Origin of the sequence: Hyphomonas sp. UBA3601 (assembly GCF_002375605.1) — a bacterium.
Taxonomy (GTDB): Bacteria; Pseudomonadota; Alphaproteobacteria; order Caulobacterales; family Hyphomonadaceae; genus Hyphomonas.
The window spans coordinates 1-14,532 of the sequence record NZ_DFME01000086.1 but is presented as its reverse complement, the minus strand read 5'-3'; the positions used below and the strand labels follow the sequence as shown (position 1 = coordinate 14,532).

Sequence of the window (14,532 nt, the reverse complement as noted above, 5' to 3'; positions counted from 1 at the left end):
TCAAGATCGGCAATATCGCCAAACGGACCATAGAAGGCGTTGATCCCTGCCATCCGGCAGGCATCAACCATACGGGCGATCGTATAGTGCCAAGGATCCTGCTGGGCTGAGTCGCGTGGGCTGCCATCTTCATTCGGATCGTCGATTACGCGGTAGAAGGGATGGCCACCCCCGACGCGAGTGGTCTTCATCTTACGGTCCGCAGCCAGGTCTGCCGGGCCCAGGCTGATACCCTGCATGCGCGGACTGGCCAGTGCGATTTCTTCTACGCGTGCCATCCCCTGGGCCGTTTCAAGAATGGCGTGGAACAGGATCGGCCGCGTGAGACCCGCCTTTGCCTCCAATTGTGCAACATACTGATCGGCGAAATGGATGTCCCAGGGACCTTCGACCTTTGGCAGCATGATCACGTCCAGCTGATGACCGGCTTTTAGAACCAGTTCACTCACATCTTCCTGAAACCACGGGGAGTTCAGCGGGTTCACGCGGCTCCAGAAGCCCGTTCCCTTGCCTTGCCAATCGTACATGGACGCCATTTCGATAGCGCCGGCGCGAGCAGCATCCTTGGCGTCAGCGGGGATGGCATCCTCAAGATTTGCGAGCATCACATCCACGCCTTCGGCCATGGTCGGCACCTTGGCCCGGACCTTGTCCAGATGCGGCGGGACAAAATGGATCATCCGCTCCAGCCTGATGGGCAGGTCGTGCATCGGGGCGGGCGCACCGATGGCCAGGGGCTTGAAGAAGTCTCTTGGTGTTTTCGTGCTCATGCGTTCCTCCTTGTTGCGGCGCAACATAGAGGGCGGTTGTGCCGCGTCAATCAGACAGAAAGGCTCAGGCCGATGATTCGACGACAGAGAGATTCATGCTGAAGGAGCGACGCTCGCCCGGCGACTTGAACGGATAGACACTGTGGAACATGTAGGATGGAAATATATAGAAATCCCCGACGCGTGGGCGGATCATGAAGTTCGATACCGAGTAATGGGTGTCGGTGCCGTGCGCGAACTGAAGATGTCCGTGAGAAGGATGATGGTCGAGGTCGTCCTCGGCCCATTCCTGATCAATCCCGTCCGGCAGTTTCAGATAACCGACGCATGAGAGCGCGCATCCGGTATGGATGTGGAGCGGGTTATACTCATGTGCAAACTGGCGGACGAACCATCCGGCCATGACGTTCAGCTCAAAGCGCTTGGTCGTATGGTCATAGTCGCCGAATGAACCACGGCGGCTGGCGCGAATATGGTACTCGATCAGCGCGTTGCCGAGCGCAGCGGCGGTGGCGTCCACGAGGGATTTGGGAAAACGGAGTTCCTGCCGGACCTTGCCCACAAGGCTGCCCGAATGATCTTCCAGCTGTTCACTCATAGAGGCGTTCAGATGGGCGACCAGCGCAGGCGGTATGCGGACATAGCCCATCATGGGGCCAAAGGGCGTAAAGAATTCCTTCTCGCCAGAAGGCGTGAATATGGCCGACACAGCGGACTCCCGTCGCGCGGCCGCACACCTCACCCGGTGCGGTCGTTACTATACTTGATGGAAACGCCCTCAGCGGGTGTCTAAACCCGCAGCTGAACCGGGGTCAACGTCGATCTCGGGAAAAGTCGAAATCATTTGTGGAACGCCAGGCAGGGAACTTTCACCTGTTCCGGGCGTTGCAGGGGTAGCTTATCCAAAAAGGAAACCCTGCATGTCCCTGCTCATGATCCTACTCACAATATTTCTCCCACCTGTCGCAGTTGCGATCAAGGAAGGCATTGGGCTTCAATTCCTGCTCAACGTGCTACTGACACTGATTGGCTGGCTGCCCGGCGTTGTTCATGCCTTTTGGGTCGCGTCGCGCGGATCCGCTACCGCCGCCTGATCACTCTTCTGCCGAGGCGGTTTCTACGTCGGGCCGCGATGCCCGGCGGAACACCGCTACGGTAAGAGCTGCGACTCCGATCGCGGTGACAACCTCCCCGCCTATGATGACGTTCAGTCCTGCATGAAGCTCGGACAGGATAGCCCAAGTCGCTGTCATGAAGGTGATCGCGGCGATTTCCGAGATCAGGATGGTTGGAATAAGAGCATTCAGAAAGCGTTTCATCTGAGACGTCCATACAAAAGCATTGCGAACTCGCGTCGTCATATATCGGCATGACTCCCGGTTTCAGCAATGCTGAAAACTTTTTCTCGTGCTAAATCTTTGTGGCCAAGGGGTGCGCTGTTTCGAGAAGCTCCGCGAGCTCGTCCGTCAGGACGTGCGTGTAGATTTGTGTCGTCGCGATATCGGCATGGCCCAGCAATGTCTGGACGCTTCTCAGATCGGCGCCCCCCATGAGCAGGTGAGTTGCATAAGCGTGCCGCAACGCGTGCGGGTGGACTCTATCCGGGCGGATACCGGCTTTCAGTGCCAAGGCTTCGAGCAACTGTCCCAGGCGGCGGCGGGTGAGATGTCCTGATTTTCCTCGCGACGGAAACACAAAGGGTTCAGCTCGGCTCCTTGTAAGTGAGGCTTCCGGCAAGTGATCTTCGCGTACTTTCAGCCAATCTGTAAGCCCGCGCAAAGCGGGGCGCCCCAGTGGGCACAACCTTTCCTTGCCGCCTTTGCCGCGAACGATCACATCCGTTGTGACCCAGCGGGCTTCCTTGCGCCTCGGCAATTGGCCGAGTTTGAGAGAGACAAGTTCTGTTGCCCGCAGGCCCGCCCCATAGAGCAGCTCCACAAGACATTTCAGCCTCAAATCGTCGCCGCAGCAATCCAGCAGACGAGCCATCTCTTCGCGAGACAGGACATCGGGCACGTCCCGGCCGGGCTTTGGGCCGTCAATCTTCGCGGTGGGATCATCCTTGCGGTCTCCTTCCTCAAACAGGAAGCGAAAGAAGCGTCGGACCGCGGACAGCTTTCTGGCTTGCGACGATGGAGCCATGCCTCGCTTGGACAAATCTCTCAGCCAGCCTGAAATTTCACTTCCTTCAGCATCACATAACCCGCCACCACAAAATTCGGATGCGTCCAGCAAGTCCCGTCCATAGGCGTCCAGCGTATTTGCGGATGAGCCGCGCTCTGCAGACATCATTTCAAGGAAGGCTTCGATGCGCGCGCGGTCAGACATTGCCCGACCTTGGCGCGCCGCGCCTAAAATTGCGTGAACATCATTCCGGTTTGACCCAGATCGGCGATGTCCAAGCCCGCTCCTGAACGAGAACGGGCATGTCGGGATTGGGTGGTGATCCGTTACGTACCGCGTCCCATGTCGACCAGCGACAAGATGGATTCTCGAGAACGCGGACGTAATAAGCTGCGCGGCGCGTCGGATCGTAGTTTGGGTCAGTCCACAGTGTTTTTAACTCGCCAACGCCACTGCCGGGGCGTGTAGAGCAGTCGGATATGTCTACATTGGCACCATTGTCGGGGCACCGGTGCGTGTCCGAATCTGGTTCGACATTTCCGGAACATGCAGCATCGTAGACGGCCTCATGCGCCTTGCCCTGGGCATCGGTCCACACTTTGATGACCTGCAAACGCTGCAGCGGATAAGAAGCCGGATCCCGAATCGCCCAAGCGAGAAATGACGGGGCTTGCTGATTTCCGACCAGGTCGCCGCCCTGTGGCACGCCAGTGCGGTAGGCTGCTGACACCAGGTCCGGATCTGCCAACATTTCCTGATCAAATCCGTATCCGGCAAACATGCGTGCTTTTATGCGCGGCCCGGACGTGCCGAACGTCTCCTTGCGACGAATGGCGTCGAAGATGGCATCCCGCGTATTTTCGTCGGCCCATACGCCGGCCAGCCCGGATGCGCTGTACTTGCCGGCAGACAGCTTGCGTCGCATGCTGGGCTTTACCGCGCCGGGCGGCAAGCTATTCAGCGATACAACACCGTCCCAACTGTCCGCACCTGCTGGTGGGACGGAATGTCGGAACTCAGGATTGGATCCGTCTTGGGGGAACTTGCCAGTAAAGTTCTTCTCATCGAAAGACCCGGCGCCGATATGTGTATCGCTGGAGCCAATGAAGCCGAACTTGTAAGGGTTGAAGCTCTCTGTTTCTTCGAAACCCAGTCCACGCGCCAACGCGTTGCGGGCGAAACCTCCGAGGTGCGGCGTCGACTTTGCGGCGCTTCCAACCAAGGTGTCGTAGATCTCGAAGTTTGCCCATTCGTCATTCGGGGATAGTGCTGGGTGGACTTCCGAGGTGCCTTTGACCTGGGAGATTTCAATTACCGGTTCGTTGCGCATGCGGGTGATCGCATAATCTGCAGTCAACTGACCGCCCTCATAGGTTTCGGACGCAAACATTTCGCCATTGGATGCGTTGGAATTGTGCGGGATGGAGATGACATCCAGACCCTCAGCGCGCCGCGCATCCATCCAGGCCCACAAGTCTTCCGGATTTGGGGAGTCGAGGGTGGAAAAAAGCCGGTCCGGCGCGTCTCCACGAAATATGACGTTCCGGTGCAGGTTCGCTGCGGCGGGAACTTCCGAGTCCATGACCTCTGTCATGGCGGTGAATTCGTAGCCGGAGAAGGCGGTGAACTTGCCGGGCTCATTGTGGCGTTCGGCCGTCTCAATGTTCTTCATCCAGGCCGAGTCGATGACGTCTCGATCGTAGATCTCATCCACTTCTTCGCCCGTCACGATGGTGATGCCCACATTATGGAATGACTGGGCAGGGTTCGTCGCGTCCGGTCCAAATACGGATTTTGCGAAATTCGTGCGCGACAGATTCGTACCGGGCGTTGCCATGACCGGCATGATGCCGAGATATTCGCCATGATCTGTGACGGCCAGAAAATCGAGCGGGCTGTCCAACTGGATCTCGTAACCGCCGTCGGTGATTATTTTCTCGCCCTTTGCATAGCGATATGCGTCATCGGGTGTTGCCCGAACGGACGATATGAAGGCGTCAAAGGACTGTCCGGTATGGACGTGCAGGTCGCCGAATAATGCAGTCCTGTCAGCGGAATCTATTGATGTTGAGCTCGCCGTGGCAATCGCAGCCGGTGCGGGCTCTGGTTCGGATGCTTGGGATTGTGTCTTGTCTGGCGCCCCACATGCCGTGGCTGCAAGTGCCAGTGCAGACGCCCCGGCCAGTATGGATACCCTCATCGATTCCTCCCGTTTTTCGTCCACCATCAGCCTTCTGGAGGCAAGATCAACGAAATTCGGGAAATTTCTAGTTGAGCGCCTTCCAGTAGCCAGTTGATTCCAATGCCATCTCCCGGGCGGCATCCTCTGCGCCGATCCGTTGCAGTGCTTTCAGGAGCAAGAGTAGGCTGGCGTCATCGAGTGCGGTCGGATCGCCTTTGGTCATGCCTACCGTGGACAGAATAACCTCTCCTGCAGCATCTGCCTCAGCGGAGGCAAGCACGCCTACCAATTGCAAATCTATTTCCGGGGTGGATTTGCGTTCGGGCGCATTCACGATCAAGCGGCGCGCATCCGCCGGGGGCGCAATGCCGAGAGCGGTCCATAATGCGAAAAGACGAGCAGCGGTCTGCTTTTGCAGGTCAGACTCGGCAAGTGTGGCTAGACGTTCTCCAATATAGTCGCTGGCGTTGCGTGTCGTCTCGCTGCCCGCAAGTGTCACCAGAGCCGACATGAGTGCGGCATCAAAGCTGCCATCTTCGCGCGCGCCTTCCATCGTATTGGCGGATGACCAGTCCTTGGCGGCAGTGTAATGGTCGGTGGCCAGCGCAGCCCGCGCGAAGATCGGAGCGTTGGCTGCCGTGAAAGTGTTGATCGGTAGGCGTTCGATTTCTTCCCATAATAGCCGCGCGACCGCGCTGAAATGGGCTGGTGTGTCCATAGCGCCTTCCAGTGCTGCGGCGAGCGCAAAAGCGCGATCTTCATCAGTGACAAGCGGATCGCGCGCTGCATAGAGCGCGCTCTCCAAAGGCGTAGAGGGCACGAAGCCCGGTTCGGATATCAGCTTGAGGAAGAGTGCCTGATAATCATCCGTCTCCAGCATGCCAGCTTGGCTGGCCATTCCTGCGGATTGAACACGCAGAGTGATTGGCAATTTCGGATGCAGGGCCATTGCGGCTGCAAGGTCGGGACGATTCGCGGGGACGGGTGCCTCCGGAGGCGTGAGGCCCGCCTCGGCAGAGATGGCAAGGTTCAGTCCCGAAGAGTAATCTGCCTCTGGCGCGTCAGGCAGTTCGCCGGATGTCGCAAACACAGCGGCCAGAAGCCAGGAATCGACGGCATCCTGTTGCAAGGCCATTTCAATCGCGAGTTCTGCGCCGGCAGTATTGCCTTGCAGTGCCGCGCAGACCGCGCGCAATTTGGCCCAATAACCTGAAAGACGGTCTGGCGCATTCAGCATATCGCAGGCTGTTGCTTCATTGCCCAGCGCAAGATTGAGATCTGCAACGATTTCATCCGCGTCGAGGCCAGGAGGAGGAGTATCGAGTCGTGCCATGAGGGTGGCTGCGGCTTGGGCTTCGCCGAGGTCGTACATGATACGTGCCCGCTCGGCCCTTAGCAGGGGTTCCTGCATTCCCGCTGGTGGTGTGGCAGGCGACAGGGCCATGCGTTGCATCAACGTGCGTTCAGCCGGTGTCAGGTCGTGTGTGCGGACATCTCGCATCAATGGCAGCAAATCATCAGCGTCGGACGCGCGCCACATATCGGTTGGCAGGGAAGGCTCGCCCGCCTCGAGGAAGCTCATTCCCCACGGATTCACCAGCTCTAGACCGGAATCCTCGATTTGCGCGCCTGCCGGTAAGCTCCCGGCGAGGATGAGGCACACGACCGAGACAACGCCCTTAAAGGACATTGTCGACCTCGATGCGGACTTCACCGGGCTCTGGTTTACCCTTTTCGGCCTGTCCGCCCAGCCACCAGGCCGCGCCGAGGACAAGTATTGCCAGCAGGCCTAAAAGGATCAGAAACTTGCGCATGGCTATTTACCCCTAGATACAGAATTCCGGCGCTGGATTGCGAAGGCGCGACAGCAACTATAGGACAAGTACCGAACGGAGCCCGAAAGTCCAGAATGCCTTCTGACAGTGACAGTACTTCCAGACCGGTTGACGCGACATTGCCCTACATGTCGCGAACCGTCGCGCTTGTCGGTTTGATGGGGGCAGGAAAATCTACCGTCGGGCGCCGCTTGGCCGAACGATTGGGCCGAGAGTTTTATGACAGTGATTCGGAGATCGAGAAGGCGGCGGGCCTATCAATAACCGATATTTTCAAACTGCACGGAGAAGAGGATTTTCGGCGCGGGGAGCATCAGGTGTTGAAGCGGCTATTGGAGTTGCCTCCCCACGTGTTGGCTACGGGCGGGGGTGCCTACCTGAATGATGAGACCCGCCTGTTGATGCAGAAGAACGCGGTCACCATCTGGCTGAATGCTGATCTCGAAACTCTTTGGCGACGTGTCCAGAAGCGCGATACGCGTCCCTTGCTGAGGCGTCCGGATGCGAAGGACGTACTGACCAATCTGTTGGCAGAGCGCGAGCCGATCTATTCCCAAGCCGATCTCGTCGTGCCGTCAAAGGACGGACCGCACGCGGCCACCGTCAATGCCATATACAAGGCCCTCCAGACATGGACACCGAAGTGAACGTGACCGCACCACCGCTTGAGACCGTCACGGTCGAGCTCGAAGATCGCAGCTATGACATTCTCGTCGGCCACGGCGCGCTGGACCAGCTCGGTGCGCGCGTGTCGGCCATGATCAAACAGCCGCGGGTCTTCGTGCTGACAGATGAGACGGTCGAGCGGATGCACCGACATCGACTGGATGAGGCGCTTCGGTCAACCGGTGTGACGACGCATTGGAAATCCCTGACGCCGGGCGAGAAAACGAAGTCGTTTTCCAATCTCGAAGAGATCCTCGACTGGTTACTTGAGGCCTCTGCTGACCGCAGCGATGTACTCATTGCGCTCGGTGGTGGCGTGATCGGTGATATTACGGGGCTTGCAGCCAGCCTTATGAAGCGCGGCATGAAATTCGTGCAGGTGCCGACGACCCTGTTGGCCCAGGTCGATTCCTCGGTCGGCGGCAAGACCGCGGTGAACACGCCGCGCGGGAAGAATTCGATTGGTGCATTCTATCAGCCGCAATTGGTGATAGCTGATACGTCCCTGCTTGAAACGCTGCCGCCGCGAGAGCTGCGCGCTGGTTACGCCGAGATCGTGAAATATGGATTGATCAATGATCCGGGTTTCTTTGCGTGGCTTGAAGAGCATGGCGAAGCGGTGCTGGCACTGGACCCAGCGGCAATAGCGCAAGCGGTTGCCACCAGCTGTCGTGCCAAAGCGGCCATCGTTGCGGAAGACGAGCGCGAAACCGGCGTCCGGGCGCTGCTTAACCTCGGCCACACGTTTGGCCATGCACTTGAGGCGGCAAACGGCTATGCGCCGGATCTGTTGCACGGCGAGGCCGTTGCCATCGGCATGGCGCTCGCATTTCGCTATGGCGCAAGTCAGCGTATCACGCCGCAATCCGATGCAGACCGTGTGACGGCGCACCTCAATGCGACGGGGTTGCAATCAAGCATTCCGGGACGTCAGGGTGGGCCTTACATCGCTGCGCGACTGGTCGAGCTAATGCAGCAGGACAAGAAAGCCAGCGGCGGCAAAGTACCCTTGATCCTCGCACGCGGTATTGGCCAGTCCTACATCCACAAGGATGCGGATCTTGCGTCCGTCGAAGCATTTCTCCGTAGCGAATTGCTGGAGAGCTGATCCACACATATGAGACCCCACCCATGATTGCCGGTTACATCATCTCAATTTTCGTGCTGCTCGGCATGTCAGGCTTCTTTTCGGGGTCTGAGACGGCGCTGACGGCCGCGTCGCGTGCGCGCATGCACCAGCTTGAAAAGGATGGTGACAAGCGGGCCGAGACAGTGAATCGCCTGATCAGTAATCGCGAAAATCTGATTGGTGCGATCTTGTTGGGCAACAACCTGGTAAACATCCTCGCCTCGGTGCTTGCCACGTCGCTGTTTACCTCATTGTTCGGACCGGGCGGTGTCGCGCTGGTGCTGGCGACCGGCGTGATGACGATTCTGGTACTGGTGTTTGCCGAAGTCCTGCCGAAAACTTATGCGATCACGCGTCCCGACACTATGGCGATGAGCGTAGCGCGGCCGATCAGTGGTCTGGTTTGGGCTGTGGCGTGGATTGTGAAACTGATCCAATTTGTCGTCACCATCACATTGAAGATCCTCGGCCTTGGTGCGCCTGCTGAACTCGTCACGGCGGAACAGGAAATTCGCGGTGCGATTGACCTACACGCCTCCGAAGGAGGTGTCGGAGCTGAAGATCGTCTGCGACTGGTCGGGGCGCTCGATTTGAAGGAGCTGACCGTCGAAGACGTGATGATCCATCGGAAAAACATTCGCATGTTGAATGCGGATACTGAGCCTCGGCAGTTGGTAACCAAAGCGCTCGCCAGCCCGCATACGCGCCTACCGCTATACCGGGGCGAGAAGGAGGAGATTGTCGGCATTTTGCACGCAAAGGACCTGTTGCGGGCGGCGCTGCCGCTTGGCGGCGACCTGAGCGCGCTCGATCTCGACTCGATCTTGCGCAAGCCGTGGTTTGTGCCGGAGACAACACCAGTACAGGACCAACTCGACGCATTTCTTCAAAAACGGAGTCACTTCGCGTTGGTTGTTGACGAGTATGGCGAGCTTCAGGGGCTGATTACGCTGGAAGACATTCTGGAAGAGATCGTCGGTCATATCCATGACGAGCATGATGTGGCCGTTCAGGGTGTGCGTCCCCAGCCAAATGGATCAGTCAACGTGGATGGATGGGTACCTATTCGGGACCTGAACAGGGCGACAGGCTGGAACTTGCCAGATGAAGAAGCCGTAACCGTTGCAGGCTTGGTCATTCACGAGGCGCAGACCATTCCCGAGCCTGGACAGAGCTTTGTCTTTCACGGGTATCGCTTCAACATACTCAGGCGTCAGCGAAACCAGGTCACTGGCCTGAACATATCAGAGGCCGAGACGGCCTGATTTCGGCTCTCGGCTGGCCATATGCATCTGCGGCGACGGATCTTCGTCGCAGCCATTGGCCTTCAGCCAGTTCTTCTCGGTGAGCGTCACGATGTGGGCGGAGTCTGGATCGGGATTGTCCATGGCGATAACAGCCCACTCGCCGCTGAGCGTTGGGACGTCATGGGACACCGGAACGAAGACTATCTCTCTATCCTGAGTGCAAACCGTGTCGCGAATCCAGTGCATCATGCCGAGATTCACCTTGTCGGAAGGTGTCTCCGCAATCGCTGAACCTGCAATCATTGCGCCTATTGCGGCGGCAGTCATGAGTTTCTGTACCATCACCCGTTCTCCTCGACGGCTGCGAAATTAATGATCGAGTCATATTTCGGTTCCGCGTGGAGTCGGATTTTTCAAGATTCATGCCGCTTTCGCGTGTAGGGCGAGTGCGTGCAAGCCGGAATCAAATTCGGACTGCAGCGTCAACATGATCGCGCGTTGGGCTTGGACGCGGGACAGACCTTCGAATGCCGAGGACGTGATTCGCACGGTGTAATGCGTCTCTCCACCAGGCGCGGCGCCTGCATGACCTGCATGTTTTTGGCTGTCATCGGTAATAATCAGCTCTACCGGGTGAAAAGCTTCAGTTAAAAGCTCACGAATTCGCGATAACCTGTCACTTGGCTGTGGCATCTTTAACCTGCACTCCCTATTATGCCGGGTCATGTCTGACGGTGACCCATTTTCCTATCGCGTTAAGTTCAAAGATATACGCATCAAGCCTCCTAAAGACGAGGCTTCCCGTGCGCGTGCGCAGAAGACTCGTGTCTGCGACCACAAGCAATGTGATCTTGAGGGGACCCATCCTGCGCCCAAGCGTCAGGGGAATGGTCGTCATTATTTCTGCCAGGCGCATGCAGCAGAGTACAATCGCAGCTTTGATTTCTTTGAAGGCATGTCGCAGGCCGAGGCCGCTTCGTTCGCCCGGTCTGAGCGGTATGGTCACAAGCGCACCTGGAAATTTGGCACAGGTCCAATGCGCGGCGAAAAGGGACCTCAGAAGTTGGACCCGCGGCGCTGGGCAGGCAGCAAGTTCTTCAATGTTGATGATGTTGCGAGTGGCGAGTCGGCCTCGTCCGGCCACCGGAACACGCTGCAGAAGCGCGCCTTGAAGGAACTCGATCTCGAAACCGATGCAAAGCCAGCGGAGATTCGCGCGCGCTATGCAGAATATGTTCGCCGGTTCCACCCGGATTCGAACAAGGGCGACCGGTCATCAGAACACAAGCTCCAGCGCGTCCTTCGTGCCGGCAAGCTGCTGAAGGCCGCAGGCCTGATGAAGGGCTGACATGCACGATATCCTGGTGATCGGCGGCGGGATCAACGGAACCGGGATCGCGCGCGACGCTGCTGGTCGTGGGCTGGATGTGGTGCTCTGCGAAAAAGATGACCTTGCCCAGCATACATCGTCAGCCAGCACGAAGTTGATTCATGGCGGGCTGCGTTATCTGGAGCAGTATGATTTCGGCCTGGTGCGCAAGGCCCTGATCGAGCGCGAAATCCTGCTTAAGGCAGCGCCGCACATAATCTGGCCAATGCGGTTCGTCCTGCCGCACCACAAGGAACTTCGCCCTGCCTGGCTGATCCGACTTGGTCTGTTCATCTATGATCACCTTGGCGGACGCAAATTGTTGCCTGCAACCACAACGCTTCGGCGCAAATCGTCGGCCAGACTTGACTCGCTCAAGGAAGAATATCGGCTTGCTTTCGAGTATTCTGATTGCTGGGTCGAGGATTCGCGGCTTGTCGTGCTGAACGCCGTCGATGCGAAATCGCATGGTGCTGAAGTCATGACGCGTACCCGCTGTACGTCGCTTGTGCGCAGTGGTGACCATTGGGATGCAGTGCTGGAAAGTCCGAAAGGATCCGAGACCCGGTCATTCAGGGCGGTCGTCAATGCGGCAGGTGCCTGGGTCGACGATGTTCTGGGGCTCGACCATGGAAAGAAAAACGAGACCCACCTACGACTTGTAAAGGGTAGCCATATCATCGTGCCGCGCTGGCACGAAGGCGACTACGCCTACTTCTTCCAGAATGGTGATGGCCGAATCATGTTCGCGATTCCCTATGAGCGCGGCGCGTTCACACTGATCGGCACGACGGACGTTCCGTATGAAGCAAATCGCGACGAGGTGAAAATTACGCCTGATGAGATCGAGTATCTCTGCAAGGGCGCGAGCGAGTATTACAAGCGGGCCATCACTCCAGCAGATGTGGTGGCGACCTATTCCGGTGTGCGCCCACTATATGATGACCACGCTGCCAACGCCTCCAAAGTGACGCGCGACTATGTCCTGAAACTGGATGATGACGGCGGAGCGCCGGTCCTGTCAGTGTTTGGGGGCAAGATAACGACCTATCGGGAATTGGCTGAAGACGCGCTTCAGACACTGGATAAGGTTTTTCCGGAGGCAGGTGGTGAGTGGACACGCGACGCTGACCTTCCCGGCGGAGACATGCCTCGCGCGGATTTCGACGGTTTCTATGAAGGATTGCGGCAGGATTATCCCAAGCTGAGCGCTAACCTTCTGCAGCGTCTAGCACGCGCTTACGGCACCGACGCGCGGCGTTTGTTGGGGCAAGCCGAAACGGACGGCGATCTTGGCCGAAAGTTTGGTGCGAGCCTGACCGAAACTGAGGCGCGCTACCTTGTTGAAGTAGAGTTTGCCCGAACCGCAGATGACATTCTGTGGCGTCGTTCCAAGCTGGGCCTGCACATGAGCGCGGCGGAGCGGGATGCGTTCGCGGGATGGATGGCGACTGAAATGGCAGTGAAGGCCTGACCGCTCTGACGCTGCGCTGCACAGGTTGATGGCATACCTGTATATTCTGCCATGCCGCGCTGTTTCGCCCGCCGTGCCTTGGTAGACAGGCGAACGGCTCTATGGTCAAAGGCGCCATCCGGATTATCGCGGCTGCGGTCGCTTTGAGAGAGACTGAAGATGACCAAAGGCTTGGTAACTGTTTTCGGCGGGTCGGGGTTTATTGGACGGTATGCCGCCCGTGAACTCGTCAAGAAGGGCTGGCGTGTGCGCGTTGCCTGTCGGCACGTGAACACTGCCGGGGATGTTCGTCTTGCGGGGCCTCCAGGCTGGGTCGATATTATTCAGGCCAATATCCGCAATCGAGAATCGATCGAGCGCGCGCTGGAAGGCGCCGACGCTGTCGTGAATCTTGTTGGCATCATGTTTGAGAAAGGCGCTCAGACGTTTGAGTCGGCTCAGAGCGAAGGGGCTGGATTGCTGGCGCAAGTTGCCGCCGAAAAAGGCATTGCACGGTTTGTCCAAGTTTCAGCCATCGGCGCTGATGCCGATTCCTCGGCTGACTATGCACGCACAAAGGCAGAAGCTGAAGCCGCTGTTCGCGACGCCATTTCTACAGCGACCATTCTACGTCCATCCATTGTGTTTGCGTCGGAAGACGAGTTCTTCAACCGCTTTGCTGCGATGGCAACGTCCCCGTTGATGAGTGTATTGCCCCTGTTGCCGGCCATTGGCGGTGGATCGACTCGCTTCCAGCCGGTCTATGCCGGTGATGTGGCCGAGGCGATTGCTGTGGCGGTGGATGATGCGGCCACGGCAGGCAAGACTTACGAATTGGGCGGCCCCCGCATTTACACGTTCAATGAACTGTATGACGTGATCCTCGAGACGATTGACAAGCGCCGGTTCAAAATTCCGTTGCCGTTCTTCATCGCAAAGCCCGCGGGTTATCTCACAGCAGCTGTCTGGCGCTATATTCCGCCATTCTCGTGGGGCTTTCTCGGCGATCCGCCCCTCACAGGAGACCAGGTCGAGATGCTTAAATCCGACAATGTGGTCGCCGATGATGCGCTGACGCTGAAGGATCTTGGCGTCACGGAGCTGGAAACGGTTGAAGCGATCGTGCCTTCCTATCTCTGGCGGTTCCGCGACTATGGCGAGTTTCACAAGGCGTCCGAGGCCTAAGTCTAGAGTAGTCCGACGAGTGGTGATCCCAGTATCAGCACGGCGCCAAGTGCGAAGCGGTACAATACGAAGGGCAGAAAGCTCATTCGGCTGAGTAGCGACATCAGGAACCAGATGGACGCCAGCCCCGTGATGAAGGCGATGCTTGCCACAATGAGTCCATCCTTCAGGGTCAGCACGGTTTCGGTGGCATCGGCTGTCACCAATCCCATCGCTCCGTAAAGTCCGGCAGCGGCGAGGATTGGGGCGCCAATCAGCATTGAAAATCGCGCTGCCTCGGTGCGGTCATACCCGAATGCACGAGCGGCCGTCATCGTAATGCCGGAACGGCTGGTGCCTGGCAGGATTGCAGCGATCGCCTGGGTCGCGCCGATCAGGAAAGCATGCCACATCGTCATGTCTTCTTCCTTGCGATCGCGCGTACCTTTCACATCGGCCCACCAGAGCAGGGCGCCGAAGATGATCGTTGTGGCGGCGACGACATAGATGCTGCGCATGCTTTCCAGCATGCTTTCGGGCAGGAATTTTTCGTAGGCGAATGCGACCAGAACGGCGACCGGCGTTGCAACAAT

General features: G+C 58.0%; 17 protein-coding genes. 7 read left to right on the top strand and 10 right to left on the bottom strand.

The window, feature by feature from the left end; all coding sequences use genetic code 11:
• Both B4F73_RS08850 and B4F73_RS08845 read right to left on the bottom strand, forming a co-directional pair.
• On the bottom strand, positions 1 to 770 hold a 770-nt coding region (locus B4F73_RS08850), incomplete at its 3' end, for an HpcH/HpaI aldolase/citrate lyase family protein (RefSeq protein WP_290483041.1).
• Between the two features lie 64 nt (positions 771 to 834).
• Positions 835 to 1,479 carry a putative 2OG-Fe(II) oxygenase gene (locus tag B4F73_RS08845; protein WP_290483040.1) on the bottom strand — a complete coding sequence of 215 codons (645 nt, stop codon included), beginning with the start codon at positions 1,477 to 1,479 and terminating at the stop codon, positions 835 to 837.
• A 211-nt stretch (positions 1,480 to 1,690) separates the two neighbouring features.
• On the opposite strand from B4F73_RS08845, the gene B4F73_RS08840 reads away from it, so the two are divergent.
• The gene (locus tag B4F73_RS08840; protein ID WP_084333150.1) at positions 1,691 to 1,864 is read left to right on the top strand and encodes a YqaE/Pmp3 family membrane protein; all 174 of its coding nucleotides are present in this window, start codon (positions 1,691 to 1,693) and stop codon (positions 1,862 to 1,864) included.
• On the opposite strand, the gene B4F73_RS08835 is transcribed toward B4F73_RS08840, so the two are convergent.
• From B4F73_RS08835 to B4F73_RS08815, 5 genes are all read right to left on the bottom strand, one after another.
• Positions 1,865 to 2,089: a hypothetical protein gene (locus B4F73_RS08835; RefSeq protein ID WP_206991759.1), complete on the bottom strand. Its 225-nt coding sequence runs from the start codon at positions 2,087 to 2,089 to the stop codon at positions 1,865 to 1,867.
• A gap of 91 nt (positions 2,090 to 2,180) precedes the next feature.
• Positions 2,181 to 3,098, bottom strand: a complete 918-nt coding sequence (locus tag B4F73_RS08830) for a tyrosine recombinase (RefSeq protein ID WP_290483039.1) — start codon at positions 3,096 to 3,098, stop codon at positions 2,181 to 2,183.
• A 40-nt stretch (positions 3,099 to 3,138) separates the two neighbouring features.
• Positions 3,139 to 5,094, bottom strand: a complete 1,956-nt coding sequence (locus B4F73_RS08825) for a DUF3604 domain-containing protein (RefSeq protein WP_290483038.1) — start codon at positions 5,092 to 5,094, stop codon at positions 3,139 to 3,141.
• Between the two features lie 67 nt (positions 5,095 to 5,161).
• Positions 5,162 to 6,766, bottom strand: coding sequence for a hypothetical protein (locus B4F73_RS08820; protein ID WP_290483037.1), 1,605 nt, complete (start codon positions 6,764 to 6,766; stop codon positions 5,162 to 5,164).
• Positions 6,756 to 6,890, bottom strand: coding sequence for a hypothetical protein (locus B4F73_RS08815; protein ID WP_256434941.1), 135 nt, complete (start codon positions 6,888 to 6,890; stop codon positions 6,756 to 6,758). The genes B4F73_RS08820 and B4F73_RS08815 overlap by 11 nt, the downstream gene beginning before the upstream one ends.
• 95 nt (positions 6,891 to 6,985) lie before the next feature.
• Between B4F73_RS08815 and B4F73_RS08810 the strand changes: the two genes are divergently transcribed.
• The 3 genes from B4F73_RS08810 to B4F73_RS08800 are packed head-to-tail and all read left to right on the top strand — an operon-like array spanning position 6,986 to position 9,971.
• Positions 6,986 to 7,558 carry a shikimate kinase gene (locus B4F73_RS08810; RefSeq protein WP_290483036.1) on the top strand — a complete coding sequence of 191 codons (573 nt, stop codon included), beginning with the start codon at positions 6,986 to 6,988 and terminating at the stop codon, positions 7,556 to 7,558.
• Positions 7,543 to 8,685, top strand: coding sequence for a 3-dehydroquinate synthase (gene aroB, locus B4F73_RS08805; RefSeq protein WP_206991764.1), 1,143 nt, complete (start codon positions 7,543 to 7,545; stop codon positions 8,683 to 8,685). The genes B4F73_RS08810 and aroB overlap by 16 nt, the downstream gene beginning before the upstream one ends.
• A gap of 23 nt (positions 8,686 to 8,708) precedes the next feature.
• Entirely contained in the window at positions 8,709 to 9,971 is a 1,263-nt protein-coding gene (locus B4F73_RS08800) for an HlyC/CorC family transporter (RefSeq protein ID WP_290480299.1), read from the top strand.
• On the opposite strand, the gene B4F73_RS08795 is transcribed toward B4F73_RS08800, so the two are convergent.
• Both B4F73_RS08795 and B4F73_RS08790 read right to left on the bottom strand, forming a co-directional pair.
• Entirely contained in the window at positions 9,951 to 10,295 is a 345-nt protein-coding gene (locus tag B4F73_RS08795; RefSeq protein ID WP_290480300.1) for a hypothetical protein, read from the bottom strand. The two genes, B4F73_RS08800 and B4F73_RS08795, sit on opposite strands and share 21 nt — an antisense overlap.
• Positions 10,296 to 10,373: 78 nt before the next feature.
• Entirely contained in the window at positions 10,374 to 10,646 is a 273-nt protein-coding gene (locus tag B4F73_RS08790; protein WP_034812955.1) for a BolA/IbaG family iron-sulfur metabolism protein, read from the bottom strand.
• 31 nt (positions 10,647 to 10,677) lie between these two features.
• On the opposite strand from B4F73_RS08790, the gene B4F73_RS08785 reads away from it, so the two are divergent.
• The 3 genes from B4F73_RS08785 (at position 10,678) to B4F73_RS08775 (ending at position 13,960) form a co-directional block, all read left to right on the top strand.
• Entirely contained in the window at positions 10,678 to 11,301 is a 624-nt protein-coding gene (locus B4F73_RS08785) for a DnaJ domain-containing protein (protein WP_034812959.1), read from the top strand.
• Position 11,302: 1 nt separating this feature from the next.
• Entirely contained in the window at positions 11,303 to 12,796 is a 1,494-nt protein-coding gene (locus B4F73_RS08780) for a glycerol-3-phosphate dehydrogenase (protein ID WP_290483035.1), read from the top strand.
• 159 nt (positions 12,797 to 12,955) lie between these two features.
• Positions 12,956 to 13,960: a complex I NDUFA9 subunit family protein gene (locus tag B4F73_RS08775; RefSeq protein ID WP_290480302.1), complete on the top strand. Its 1,005-nt coding sequence runs from the start codon at positions 12,956 to 12,958 to the stop codon at positions 13,958 to 13,960.
• A 2-nt stretch (positions 13,961 to 13,962) separates the two neighbouring features.
• Here B4F73_RS08775 and B4F73_RS08770 read toward each other — a convergent pair.
• The coding region (locus B4F73_RS08770) for an undecaprenyl-diphosphate phosphatase (RefSeq protein ID WP_290483034.1) at positions 13,963 to 14,532 on the bottom strand (570 nt) is incomplete at its 5' end.

Excerpts from the sequence above, each read along its gene's own strand:
- B4F73_RS08800 (WP_290480299.1), top strand. The coding sequence starts at position 8,709 with ATGATTGCCGGTTACATCATCTCAATTTTCGTGCTGCTCGGCATGTCA.
- B4F73_RS08820 (WP_290483037.1), bottom strand. The coding sequence starts at position 6,766 with ATGTCCTTTAAGGGCGTTGTCTCGGTCGTGTGCCTCATCCTCGCCGGG.
- B4F73_RS08795 (WP_290480300.1), bottom strand. The coding sequence starts at position 10,295 with ATGGTACAGAAACTCATGACTGCCGCCGCAATAGGCGCAATGATTGCA.
- aroB (WP_206991764.1), top strand. The coding sequence starts at position 7,543 with ATGGACACCGAAGTGAACGTGACCGCACCACCGCTTGAGACCGTCACG.
- B4F73_RS08825 (WP_290483038.1), bottom strand. The coding sequence starts at position 5,094 with ATGAGGGTATCCATACTGGCCGGGGCGTCTGCACTGGCACTTGCAGCC.
- B4F73_RS08815 (WP_256434941.1), bottom strand. The coding sequence starts at position 6,890 with ATGCGCAAGTTTCTGATCCTTTTAGGCCTGCTGGCAATACTTGTCCTC.
- B4F73_RS08775 (WP_290480302.1), top strand. The coding sequence starts at position 12,956 with ATGACCAAAGGCTTGGTAACTGTTTTCGGCGGGTCGGGGTTTATTGGA.
- B4F73_RS08785 (WP_034812959.1), top strand. The coding sequence starts at position 10,678 with ATGTCTGACGGTGACCCATTTTCCTATCGCGTTAAGTTCAAAGATATA.
- B4F73_RS08810 (WP_290483036.1), top strand. The coding sequence starts at position 6,986 with ATGCCTTCTGACAGTGACAGTACTTCCAGACCGGTTGACGCGACATTG.
- B4F73_RS08780 (WP_290483035.1), top strand. The coding sequence starts at position 11,303 with ATGCACGATATCCTGGTGATCGGCGGCGGGATCAACGGAACCGGGATC.
- B4F73_RS08840 (WP_084333150.1), top strand. The coding sequence starts at position 1,691 with ATGTCCCTGCTCATGATCCTACTCACAATATTTCTCCCACCTGTCGCA.
- B4F73_RS08790 (WP_034812955.1), bottom strand. The coding sequence starts at position 10,646 with ATGCCACAGCCAAGTGACAGGTTATCGCGAATTCGTGAGCTTTTAACT.
- B4F73_RS08835 (WP_206991759.1), bottom strand. The coding sequence starts at position 2,089 with ATGAAACGCTTTCTGAATGCTCTTATTCCAACCATCCTGATCTCGGAA.
- B4F73_RS08830 (WP_290483039.1), bottom strand. The coding sequence starts at position 3,098 with ATGTCTGACCGCGCGCGCATCGAAGCCTTCCTTGAAATGATGTCTGCA.